14 protein-coding genes and 1 tRNA gene are annotated in these 12474 nt (G+C 29.2%); 1 reads left to right on the top strand and 14 read right to left on the bottom strand.

Features of this window, described 5'->3' with window-relative positions; genetic code table 11:
- Position 1 precedes the first annotated feature (1 nt).
- The 12 genes from QO263_RS10215 to QO263_RS10165 all read right to left on the bottom strand — a co-directional run bounded on the left by QO263_RS10215 (position 2) and on the right by QO263_RS10165 (position 9770).
- Positions 2-667 carry an HsdM family class I SAM-dependent methyltransferase gene (locus tag QO263_RS10215; RefSeq protein WP_285620799.1) on the bottom strand — a complete coding sequence of 222 codons (666 nt, stop codon included), beginning with the start codon at positions 665-667 and terminating at the stop codon, positions 2-4.
- A 260-nt stretch (positions 668-927) separates the two neighbouring features.
- Positions 928-1671, bottom strand: a complete 744-nt coding sequence (locus tag QO263_RS10210) for a DUF3800 domain-containing protein (RefSeq protein WP_285620796.1) — start codon at positions 1669-1671, stop codon at positions 928-930.
- A 72-nt stretch (positions 1672-1743) separates the two neighbouring features.
- Positions 1744-1956: a hypothetical protein gene (locus QO263_RS10205; protein ID WP_285620793.1), complete on the bottom strand. Its 213-nt coding sequence runs from the start codon at positions 1954-1956 to the stop codon at positions 1744-1746.
- 124 nt (positions 1957-2080) lie between these two features.
- Complete coding sequence (locus QO263_RS10200) at positions 2081-2644, bottom strand: GIY-YIG nuclease family protein (protein WP_285620791.1); 564 nt, start codon at positions 2642-2644, stop codon at positions 2081-2083.
- A gap of 70 nt (positions 2645-2714) precedes the next feature.
- Positions 2715-2930: a DUF5659 domain-containing protein gene (locus QO263_RS10195; RefSeq protein ID WP_285620788.1), complete on the bottom strand. Its 216-nt coding sequence runs from the start codon at positions 2928-2930 to the stop codon at positions 2715-2717.
- Positions 2931-2944: 14 nt separating this feature from the next.
- Positions 2945-3079, bottom strand: coding sequence for a hypothetical protein (locus QO263_RS10190; protein WP_285620786.1), 135 nt, complete (start codon positions 3077-3079; stop codon positions 2945-2947).
- Positions 3080-3480: 401 nt separating this feature from the next.
- On the bottom strand, positions 3481-6069 hold the full coding sequence (locus QO263_RS10185; protein WP_285620783.1) for a hypothetical protein: 2589 nt from the start codon (positions 6067-6069) through the stop codon (positions 3481-3483).
- A gap of 323 nt (positions 6070-6392) precedes the next feature.
- Positions 6393-7463, bottom strand: coding sequence for a hypothetical protein (locus QO263_RS10180; RefSeq protein ID WP_285620780.1), 1071 nt, complete (start codon positions 7461-7463; stop codon positions 6393-6395).
- A 12-nt stretch (positions 7464-7475) separates the two neighbouring features.
- Complete coding sequence (locus QO263_RS19040) at positions 7476-7670, bottom strand: DUF5659 domain-containing protein (RefSeq protein WP_352168640.1); 195 nt, start codon at positions 7668-7670, stop codon at positions 7476-7478.
- Between the two features lie 297 nt (positions 7671-7967).
- Positions 7968-8483, bottom strand: coding sequence for a hypothetical protein (locus tag QO263_RS10175; protein ID WP_285620778.1), 516 nt, complete (start codon positions 8481-8483; stop codon positions 7968-7970).
- Between the two features lie 452 nt (positions 8484-8935).
- The gene (locus QO263_RS10170; RefSeq protein ID WP_285620776.1) at positions 8936-9337 is read right to left on the bottom strand and encodes a hypothetical protein; all 402 of its coding nucleotides are present in this window, start codon (positions 9335-9337) and stop codon (positions 8936-8938) included.
- A 271-nt stretch (positions 9338-9608) separates the two neighbouring features.
- Positions 9609-9770, bottom strand: coding sequence for a hypothetical protein (locus tag QO263_RS10165; RefSeq protein ID WP_285620774.1), 162 nt, complete (start codon positions 9768-9770; stop codon positions 9609-9611).
- A gap of 154 nt (positions 9771-9924) precedes the next feature.
- On the opposite strand from QO263_RS10165, the gene QO263_RS10160 reads away from it, so the two are divergent.
- Positions 9925-10134, top strand: a complete 210-nt coding sequence (locus QO263_RS10160) for a helix-turn-helix domain-containing protein (RefSeq protein WP_285620771.1) — start codon at positions 9925-9927, stop codon at positions 10132-10134.
- A gap of 273 nt (positions 10135-10407) precedes the next feature.
- Here QO263_RS10160 and QO263_RS10155 read toward each other — a convergent pair.
- Together QO263_RS10155 and QO263_RS10150 are read right to left on the bottom strand one after the other, a co-directional pair.
- A tRNA-Leu gene (locus QO263_RS10155) sits at positions 10408-10494 on the bottom strand.
- Between the two features lie 207 nt (positions 10495-10701).
- Entirely contained in the window at positions 10702-12471 is a 1770-nt protein-coding gene (locus QO263_RS10150; protein WP_285620769.1) for an ABC transporter substrate-binding protein, read from the bottom strand.
- Between the last annotated feature and the right edge of the window lie 3 nt (positions 12472-12474).

Raw genomic sequence — 12474 nt, 5'->3', positions numbered from 1 at the left:
CTTATTTCCACATTTCATATATACTAACTCCAATTTTGGTCGTTTTAAAATCTACGTGACCCAAATCTAAAACTGCTTCTAAACAAGTATCGTGAGCTTCTATAAACTTATATAATTTACTATAATTCCTTCCACCTTTACTAATCATAGAAGGTAACAATAATATAGCTCTGCCACCCTCTTTTAACATGTGGTAAATACACTCTATTGACATTATCTCTGCTCTAGTTTCACCTACTTCTAATTCATGCTCTAGGTCTTTTCTACCTGGTGTATCGCCAAATGGTGGATTTCCTATAATACAATCAAAAGTGTTTAAATAATCTCTATAAATAGAAAAAAGATTGTCATTGACAACCTCTCTTTTAGTAATCTTCTTTGCTAATTCATTTGTTTTGTTATCCCATTCTATACCAATTGCATCTTCAGGTAAGTAATATAATATATTCCCTATACCACATGAAGGCTCTAGTACTTTCTCACCTTGTGTAATACATGCAAGGGATAACATTTTATCTACTACCTCTTTAGGTGTAAAGAATTGACCCATTTCTGTTCTAGTTGGGACATAATCTTTTAAAAAATCCTCATGACTTATTGTATTATTGTTTAATCCTTCTATTAATTTTTCATTCTTTCTTAATTGTCTCGTGCTAATGTTTGCCATGTAATACCTCCAATTACAAATTGTTATTTATTATCATTTATGATAAGATTTATTATGATATTAACGATAAAATAAAAAGAACACCTTCAATAAAGAAAGTGTCCCTGTCTTTTGTTCACAGAAAAGAAACAATTAAGTTATTCTCCTGTATAGGCTAACAAATTAGAAAGATACAAAAGTAATTCCCTAATCTGCTTAATTTAATAATATACAACATATACCCATATGTCAATATATATTATGTACATTTTTTAAACTTTTTATAACACTTTTTTTAAACCAAATCTATCAATCAAACTTAAATCTCCATCATAAGAACAACATCTAATTTCATCAAAAATAGTAAGCGGACGTTGAGTCGTTCCATCGAAATGACGAGCTACTGGGTTTGGAACAAAATCTGCAATTTGAATGCCAATATTGTTATCTGCTTTCATTGGAAAGCTAATTGTTTTTAATCTTTTTTGGAACTCATCTCTTTCTACAAAAAGAGTACCATTATTTTTTATAATGTTGTATTGAATTTCAAGATATTGATCATCATCAATGCCTCTAGATTCAATATAAACTGCACCTTTACTGTTATTAATTAGTAAAAAATGTATGAAGTTTTCTAGTATTATTTGTAACGCAATAAAGTATTCACTGTTTTTCAGTGAACTTTTTTTATAAGCTTGTCTATATTTGTCATAATCAATTCCAACACATATCGTTTTTATCCATGATTTACTAAATAGACTTCTCATTTGTTCCCAAAATTGAGTTTCTTTTGCTTTGTCTTTTAATATCCCATAGTTATATCCATCATTATTTTTTCGTTGTCTTATTTTATTTTCATGTAAAATAATTGTTGTATTACCAAATACATTTTGCTTTAGATTGTTAACATATGGAATAACTTCGTTTTTATAAGTCATTTCTTCAATTATACATCCACCTAAGCAAAAGTGCTTATATTCGCTATTAGGCTTTAATTCATCTAAAAATAGATAATAAGTACCCAATCTTATCCCCCATTCCGTCATCTCTCTACATATTATAACATATTTTGGGGGACAAGCTAATATTTTTATATATTATTGTTTAAACTTATACTCAATATCTAAATCAAATTCATTATCACATACAGTGCATTTTACCTTATTATCCTCTAATTTTAAAACTTGTTCGCATTTACAAACTGAACAATGTTCCTTTACCTCACCATTTTTAAACCTCTTTTTTATCTCTTTTTCATATTGATCTCTCATTGCCTTTTCTAATTCTTTCCATGTTTTAACTGTTGCCATTCTAAATTCCCCCTTTCATTTAATCGTAATCGTTAATCGTCAACTAACAACACTATGTATCTATATCACATCTTTTATAGAACTTCTACATAATAACATAAATTCCTTTATAAATCGTTCCCTATTATCCGACATCTTTTTCAAACCAATCAGGCTTAATTGGCTCTACACCTACCCACCTATCACGACCAATTCTGCTTACAATACCAATTGTTACTCCATATTTTTCTACAATCTCTATTTGCTTCATATCTGTATTTTGTTTCATCCACAGTATTTCAGATGCGATTTTTTCACTAATTTTTGCGTTAGGATTGTTCTCGCCACTCATCAACTTAGAAAACTTGTCCTTATGATTTTTAGACTCAAGTCCTCGCCTGACCTTTTTCTTAGTATCTCTAACTTTGTTTTCATTGACTATAGTATCAGCATGAATCATCATGTGTAATTTTTCTAATTCATAACATGAAGACTTATTACAATAGTCTAATACATAAAATTTAAAACTTTCTTCTCCATACTTATCAAATAATTTCTGCAACTCTTTATGGTGAGTTCCCTTTCTAAGTCTGGCTAGATGGTTACTTTTTCTACTTTCTAGATTTACACTTGATCCTATATACCTAATTACATCATTAATTAAAATTGCATATATACCAGTTTTACCAATTAACTTTTGTTTGCTCATGATAAATCTCCTCCATTAATTAATTTTTGAATATAAAAAAGACACTTACAAATAAAACGTAAATGTCTAATTAACTATGTACATCTTCTTTAACTTTTTTGTAACATCTTATAAATTTTTGCAATGCTTCATCTTGTCTATATTCATCTATAATATCTGTAATATCATCATCGAAAACAAAATACTTAAGACCTTCTTTTTCTGTATCTTTATGTATTGTGTATGAATAGCCTTTTGCAAGCGCATGTGCCGCCAAATTCAAACTATAAATTTTTCTTTGATCCAATGTATCTCCCCCTTCTACCAAAATATTTTTCTAAAGAAATTTCTAATTGCTCTTTTGATTCTATAGATTTTCCATTCTCTATTCATTTTTCTTAATTTTTTATTTCTCTCTTTACACTCTTTGATAATTTTATCTAAATCAACTTCCATAGTAGCTCCTCCCTTCGTAAAAATATTTTTTTAAAAAGTATTGACATTACTTTGATTTGGTGATATTATTAAATTGGGTTATTTTATACATTTTTTTAAATAAAAACAATGCATCATGATACTAAAAAACAATTTTAAATATTTTAAAAATAGCTGTTGACTTTGTAATTTGTTATGATATAATTGACTTAGGAATGTTGTAAGGTTGAAATAAAAAAATAATGGAAAAAGGCGCAACTACTTGGCTTTTAGCCGTTTGTTCGAGACAAAAGGTTGCAACTTCTCACCACGCCTCCCTTCCATTTAGGAACCAATTGCACGTCCTATTAACATTTATATTTCAACGTTTATTTTTTTGATTTGTCCACCAAAAACACAAAAACACCTAAATTTTTCAGGTGTTATTTTTGTGCCTTAAACGCTTGTAAAAACACATCCCTATCAACTTGGTAAAGAGCATTTAATACATCAATTTTGTACTTACAATCAACCTCATTTTTAAATATTTTATAGACAATCGCATACACTGTTTCAATCTTGATTTTATATCTTTTAATCTTTGGCACATATTCATTTTTTACATTGTCAATAGCGATATACTTCTCTGTCTTTTCTTCGTCTGTCGTACATTGTTTTGTTGCTTCAATATTTTTAATTTCATTTGTCATATCTGTTATAGCTTTTACAATACCGTTAATTTGTCTATTCTTAACCTTTCTAATGTCTCTGTTTATTAATAACTTTTCTAATTTAATGGTTCTCCTATCAGATGCATCTTCAACACTATCTAATATTTCATATAGATAGTCCATTGCTGTATCATATTTCTTAATATTTTTTGCTATATTCTTATTTTTGCTAATGTACTTAAAAAACATTGGTTTCATACTATTTACTATGTCGTTTTTGCTTAGATACGCAATTTGCTTACCTATATTTAAATCATACATTCTTTTGGCTGAGTCGATTGAGATTTCACTAAGAACTGTGCATATATCAACGGCTTCAAGTGCTTTATCTAATTTTTCTATATCTTTAGTACTATTGTTAATCATATCCCAATAAGCACTCATATAATGTTGTCCTAGGTTCACAACTCTACCGATGAATTCCTGACTATCTGCCAATGTAGTATCTATTTTAGCCATATCTTTAGCACATACAGTGTATTGAGTAGGGTCTGGGATTACTCCATTGACACATACTCTATAATGTCCATAACACTTTTTGGCATTAGACAATAAAATATTATTGTTAAATAAAACCAAAGCATCTGAATCGTAGTCCATCCCACTTAAAACTCTTTGAATTGGAAAACAAATGGCATTAACACATATAATATTATCGCTAAAATTGAAATATTTTTCTATGAATTGATTATGTACATTTTTTACAATTAGCACATTTGAGGGAGATGTCATAGGATTTCTAAAGGCAACATATTCTTCATTAAACTTATGTAATGTCGTATAAACTTCATTTCCTTCTAATACTTTACAAGTTGGTTTTCGACCTATCGCATGGAATAAATATTTAATAACATTTCCTGCTATGGTGCAATAGTCCCCATTTAATCTGATTTTACCTCTTTTGACATGAGTAACATAATTATTAATGTCTTTTTTCCTCTTATCTTTAAAAGGCTTAGTATTTGCTATTTTACTATTTCTATAATATAAATCGACTAGCATTTCATTGCAGTTCATTTTATTAGCTGTTTCTAAGAGATATTTTGCATATACATCATCGTTGTTTTTTAGTTGTTCTATATAATTAACTTCGAAAACGCTTAATTCTCTCATATCTTCTATATCAATAGGCATAGCATTTAGCATCTGATAACTAGTCTGATTTACAATATTACCTTCTTCATCTGTTCCACGTTTGCTCTGCATATCACTTTTGCATATTCCAAACAAATTGCCATCAGCATTAACTTTTTTCTTCCAATGTTTCCATGTCCTTCGCTTACTACCTTTAACATTGCTGAATTTTAATGCTTTTAATGATGAAGGTGTTGTAATCATATGTATATCTCTTGCGAATATAGGTTGACCAAACATGTTTATTAATTCCCATTTATCAAATTCAATGCCTTCTGGACAATAATCCTGTAGAAATTGTTGGATATTGGTATTAAATGCACATGTCTTATACATATGTTGCCTAAGGAGCATCATACCTTTGTCTGATCTATTTACTTTATTAAAGTAGCTGCTATCTAATAAGCTTTCCCCATCATATAATTCATTTTCCATTATATAATTATCCTTAGGATTACTAACTAGCATACCTTCTCCATTTTTTTCTACTACATTAGCATTAATAGGAAAAGTGCTTTTAACATCATCAACTATTAATATGTTATCAGAATTAATTTCTATTAAACCTTCTATGCTAGAACTAACAAGAGATTCATACGACAACAGACCTGGATAATCTATATCAGCTCTACCATCTAAATTCATTCCTAGTCTCTTCCACTTAATCATTTTATCCCTTAGTTGCTTTTTTATAAATAGTACTTGTCCTGTTCTACTCTTCGCTGAGGTTCTTGAGTAGACAACATACTCTATTTTAGTACCATTATCAAACTCAATAGTAAACCCTTCAGTATATAATTTTTTTCTTAATGCATTAGGTTTAATTTCTTTCCATGTAAGTTTTTCTTTAGAAATTAAATCTCTGTAAGCAATAAGTTTTTCCCCATACTCTTCATTTGATGTTTCTAATATCTTCTTGTCAGTAGATTTTACTATTTCCTTACCACTTCTAACTTTTTGCTTAAATTTAACGTTGATTATATCGTTTGACAAAGTTTTATTAAACCTTTTACTTTCCCAAGTTTTCAATTCTATTTCTTCTAGTTTTATTAACTCTAAACTATAAGGTAACATGCCAACATAATCTTTTTTCAAATACTGATTTCTAAACATGTGTGAATATATATCCGCAGCTTCTAAAGACATAATATATACATTATTACACATCCCAATTCCTCCCTTTAATGTTTACAATAAGAAACACATGCAATATTGATATTACAACATAATTAAATAAACACTTGATTCCTTCACGTTCGTTCAGGAATTTATTAATTTGTATATATTCCTTATAATATAGTAATAATCTTATTTCACTTAATCAATAAATATAATTATAATATAAAATGTTGGACATAATTAATACCTATAACTAATATAATATATATTACGGGTATTAAAGATGTCCAACATTTTTTAATACCTAATTAAAATTTATAATGCGACGAACGAATGTGAGTAGCTAATTTGTTGCTTTAATATTGTTCAAATTAGAAAGGTATGTTATCTTGTAAATCCTGCACACCATAATCATAATATGTATTGTAATTTTCTATATCTGAATTAGATATTTCATGTTCTTTTTGTTGTTCTTCTGTATTAGATATATCTTTTCCTGCCAATAGTAATTTTGCATCATATTCGCTGATATAGCCATCTGGCAACTTCCATAGTAATTTAGTTAGTTTGTCAATCTCCCATGCATATTTGCCATATGAATAAGGTTTATATTTTCCATCCTTCCCTTTGCTTGTTTTTCTCTTAGTTGCATCGACAACTGATTTTATGAATCTTTGTTTCAGTTCTTCTTCATCATCTTCAACTTCTTGTATTTTTCTATTTTTCAATTTAATTACATAAACATTATAATAAGTCCATATATCAAGATAATTACATACTTGTTTTTTAAATTGCTTATTTTTACTTGGGATTGATCTATCAAATGGTGTCATATTTAATTCATCATACACTTTCTGTTCTGTTTTAGATATTAATGTTTGCATCTTTTTATCGGCAAATTCCTCATTATTAATCTTAACTTCGTTTGAATATGTTATAATTCCATTTCTTTGTAAACGCTCTAATGATGTTTCTAGTGCCGTTTCTATTACGCCTTTTATTTTCTGTTGATATGTCATTACAAGACCTGAACTCATTTTATTTAATTTTGCATATCTACGATAACCCATATCGAATAGTTTTTTATATTCTGGTGTAAAGAAGTCAAAATAATAATCTATTAAAGATGAATAAGATTCTTCTATATATCCGTCATATGTTATTAGTAGATTTATGATAATCTTGTCCATCAAATCATCATATTTTGTATTTCCTATATGACCCCCATTATTCACCCTACCATCTACTTTAAGTAATGGCTCTGAATACACTTCATCAACAATTAATTTGTATTTATCTTTTCTAAGTTTGTAAAATCTTTCTATTTCTTTCATCTGTGCAATTTTAGAGTTTCCGTCCTTTACTTCTAAATCAAGTAAACTACATAATTCTTTGTAATTTTTTATGACCTGTCCCTGTTTCAATTTGATATTAGATGACATACAATTACCTCCTTACGATGATTTTTGATTTAAACTTCTATTATTTACATATGTAAACATCGTGATACTTTTTCTTAGCTCTGAACAATCTTGAAATAGAAATACTTTAAATTTTGGATCATGTTCTGAATCAGATACTTTTAAAATATCAAATCCTTGTCTAACTAAAAAATTTGCTAATTTTAATGATTTAACCACATAATACATAATAAAACCACCTTTCGATTATATTTGATATGTATATACGTTTCAGTTAAGGAAGCGGGTCAGCTCTGCTATTATGTTGTATATGTAAATGACTTTATAATGTAAAATATGCCCCACTTAATGTTCGTGACTTACTGACACAAGCAATTTGTTTTCATAGTTGACCGTATTGGCTACGGATTTTTCCGCCGTCAAATCCTGTATTTCACTAGTGGATTTCCACTCCCCTAAATTGGGGACACCTTAAATAACCCGCTAAATTCTATTTCAAGGGTGGGGCTATTAACCCCAAGCCCTTTAATTTGTTTCTGAAAAATCCATATCTTCTAGCAACTCAACCCTAGTCTCTATTGTCCTATGCTCAAAATCTATAGTATAGAAATATTCATCTCCGCCTTGATCCTCTTGTAATTTTAATACGTCACCAAACGGACTATAATTGAAATCTACTATGTCATCAATCGGTATATATCCATTCTCAACATCACAATGTAAATCATTTACGTGGATAAATAGGAACTCTTCACAATCATAATGTTTAATCAAATCTATCAGGAATCTTTTTACTGGCGACGCTTTAAACTCTTTAACATATTTAGACCTATTAACCTTGTCATTGAGTATAGATAAAATTGTTATTACATACTCTTCAACTTTTTCTTCTTCTAAATATTTTAAAATCACTTGAGAATAATCGTAATCGTCTTGGTAAACATCAATATACATATTATCGGTACTCCAACTAACACTAACTCTTAATCCTTTTTGTTCTAATACCTCTTTAATTTGATTTGCCATTTTTTCAGTTCTCATTAACAATTTCCCCCTTTTGATTTTTAATTTTTTTATAATTAATGCCTACTTACTTGTACTACTATCCCCCTTTCAAATTAATTTAAAAATATGTCACATAATATTTTTTGCTTTTTCACAAATGGCTTAAAATAGCCAACGTATTTTAAAATATGTCACATAATATTCCTTGACATATGATTTGTTTCTGATATAATGTTATTAGAAAGATATGTGGAAGTATGTGAAAAAGTCAAAAAAAGCAATAAAAAATTAAACCAAAACTTTAAAAGTAATGGAAAAACTAGGGATACCTAAAAATGGACATAACTATCCCTCTAACTTAAGTGTATCACATTTGGCAGATGCTTGTCAAGTGTTTTTGTTGTATCTAAGAGTTGCCTATTAAATTAGATAGACAACTCTTTTTTTATTGTCTCAAAAACCCTTTAAAAGTACGATTTTATAGGTTTTTATATTGATAAAACTATGCTCATAAATCTTTTTCCTGTGTCCTTTATATGCCTTCTATATAATTCTTCTACTGCGTCGTTTAGACTCTTATATCCTCTTTTGGTTGCCGATTCGTAAAAATACTCGATTTTTTTAATTGATATTGGTTCTAAAAACATCAATTGTAAGTAGAATTGTAATTCTTCTACAGGTGATATATTTCCTGCTTTCAGATGCTTGTCAGTAATATGTTTCCCAATGCCCCTATCCATTAAAATTCCCCTATATTCCATTATAGCTAGGGCGGTACATTTAGCGTTTTCCTTTATGCTCTCAAATTCTTCGTGCGAACCATGTTGACATAGTAGGTCAATCCACTCTAAGTTTTGTAATTCTCTTTGTTCTTCCATACTCTTTTTCATTATAATTTTCCCCCTTTGATTTTTTATTATTTTTATTAAAGGCTTAGCCCCATGTGCCGTTAGAATAATAATGCAACCAACACCCATTTTTGAAGTGTACTTCTAAATATTGTCGATGCTCTTTTACTTTTGTAGGAATCCAGTCTGCTTTGTAATCTAAGCCTTGTCCTGCGTTATGTCTTTTATATGTGCTTTCAAATAAAGCTTTAGCACTATCTGATAATTTTTGATGACCATTTACATTTTCAAAATTTATATCTATATAATTAATCTAAATCACCTCCAAGAAATTTACATTTATTTTAGGTGTAAGTTCTGCTATGTAAATTTTTAAGATAATATCCTGGTCTCTTTTACAAATATTGTTTTTATCCATCTTTTGCTTAAAGCTTTTAACCTTTTGCATAAGCTGCAAAAAATCATCTACTTTCACTATCTCCACCTCCTAATTTGTTCTACCCTCTAATATTATTATAAGGTAAAATTATTACCTTGTCAACATATATTTTAACTTTATAGGGTTAATTTTTTAATTGTTTGTTGCATTTTAAAATTTTGTAGAATATAATATTGATAGGAGGGATATTATGCTAAAATCCAATTTAAGAGTGATAATGGCAAAGCGTAAAATTGATAGCATTACAGAATTGATTGAGCTATCTGGACTATCAAGAAATGCTATTAATAAAATATACAAAGAAGAAAAAATTGAAGCTAGTTCGCTTGAAACATTTATTAAACTTTGTAATGCTCTAAACTGCAAGTTATCCGAACTAATCGAATATATTCCTGATTAAGCCCACACGGGCTTTTTATTTAACCTTAATTTCTTCTGTAGAAGGCGATTTAAGAGCTTTAATTTCTTAGCCATATAAAACCTCGACTAAGAGTAAAATAAAGCCGATTTACCCCTATATTTCAAAAATGCCTTTCTGTGATGTAGTAAAATAGCCTTGTTTAGAAGTCGAAATTTCATATATAGAGTGTAATAAACAAATAATAAAAAGCGACTACTCACTAAAAATTAATGGGTACTCGCTTTCTTTTATTTACAGTTTATTAATATTATATGGTGCGGGAAAAGGGATTCGAACCCTCACAGTGTTTCCACCAATAGCCCCTCAAACTATCGTGTCTACCAATTCCACCATCCCCGCTTATGCTACCTTAGACATCTCTTCTAATATATTCAAAAGAGTTATCACAGAGTAGTTGTCATCACAAACGTACGTGTCTGCCTATTCCACCACCTCTGCATAGAATAGCAAGTATTGTGTTAATACTTGCTACTTTTATATGCCTATTTTTAGGTCAATAAAATAATTATAGCTATAATCCATACGCATGTCAACTACAAATATTAGTTAGTTTAATGAGCTTTCCTCCTGCTTCAATGCATCCTCTTGCTGCAACGATTTTGGAATATACCACTTTGTAATGTTGTCATACATATTAAATTCATTTGGAGCAATTTCACCATGAACTTTGCTATTTACTAATATAGATGAATTTACGAAATACAAACTAACATAAGGAAGATCGTCGATTATTAAGTCTTGAATCTGCTCATATATCTTCTTTTTATCTTCAATCCTATAAGTGCTTTGAGCTTGTAATAGCAATTCATCCATTTTCTCATTATTATAGCCTATAAAATTCAATCCTCCATTTATTTGAGAAGAATGAAAAGCAAAAGATAGATTAGGAATATATGATAGTTCCCAGCCAAGCAATGTTATATCATAGGCTCCCGTTGATATTTTTTGCATGACATTTTCCCATTGTTCTTCTTTTATCTCTTCAGTTAAGTTTCCTTGTTTATTTTCATTATATTCTTTTACAACCTTTATTCCTGCATCAGTTAAGTTTTCTGCAATAATATTTGCAGTTTCTCTTCTTAAATCATTAAATGAATTAGTTATTAGCCTGATTGTTAATTTATTTCCATCTGCATCCTCAAAAAAACCATCTCCGTCTACATCATTCCAGCCAGCTGAGACTATAATTTGCCTAGCCTTGCTGACATTATATCCATACGAATTTGCATCATCTGATATTAACCAAGATTCTGGATGTATAGGTACATCATTTCTTGTAGCATGTCCCATATATACTTTTTGTACTATTGATTGTCTGTCTATAGCATATGCTATAGCCTTTTTTAAGGCTTTTCCCTTTTCTCCAGTAAAAATTCCATCTCTAAGGTTAAATCCTAAAAATTCATATTTATTTGAAGCATACTCATATATTTCTACTTTTTTATTTTGAGCATATTTTTCCCAGTCAACTCCCAGGCTTGCAGTTACATCTATTTGACCTGCTTCAAAAGAAGTAACAGCTAACTCTTCATCCTTTAAAGCCTTTCCTATAATTTTAGATATATATGGCTGTTCTCCCCAATAGTCCTTATAGGATTCTAGGATAACATTTTGAAATTTGTTAATCTCAATTTCTTTGTACGGTCCTGTTCCTATTGGTTTGTAATTATCTTTTGCTAAGGCATTACCATAACTAGCTTTTATATCTTTTCCCTTTAGAAATGCGTGTTTTGGAACGATAGGAAAGACTAATCCCTCTAAAACATCACCATAAGCTCTGTCAAAAGTCAATGTTAAATCGTACTTATTTATGACACGCACATCCTTTAAATATTTTAAGGATTCTGAAGCTTTAATAATATCTGACAGGCTATCTGTTAAGCTAGAATTAGACAATCCATATTTTATTGTATCTATTGTAAACTTTACATCCTCAGCAGTAAAATCCTCTCCATCATGCCATTTAACATTTTCTTTCAGTTTTATATTTAGTATCATGCCATCTGATTCAAAGCTATAGCTTTCTGCTAAAGCATTTTTTACTTTTAAATTTTTGTCTATATCAAATAATCCTTCAAATATTAATTTATTGAAATTATACATAAACTTATCAGTTCTTAACAGAGGATTAAGCATAATTCCGTAAGATATGGGTACCGCAAGCTCCCCGCCATACTCTGGCCCATTATCAATATTTTCTTCAGTTCCTATTTCAGAATCTATTATATTATCAAAAGTATCTTCTAATCCACAACCACTTAGAATGATTATCTGAAATACTACTAAAAGTAGACATAACTGTCCTTTGAACTTCAATTT

It is taken from the genome of Proteiniborus sp. MB09-C3, assembly GCF_030263895.1.
Taxonomy (GTDB): Bacteria; Bacillota; Clostridia; order Tissierellales; family Proteiniboraceae; genus Proteiniborus.
Note: the sequence above shows the minus strand (reverse complement) of the source record. Positions and strands in the feature narration are given on the sequence as shown.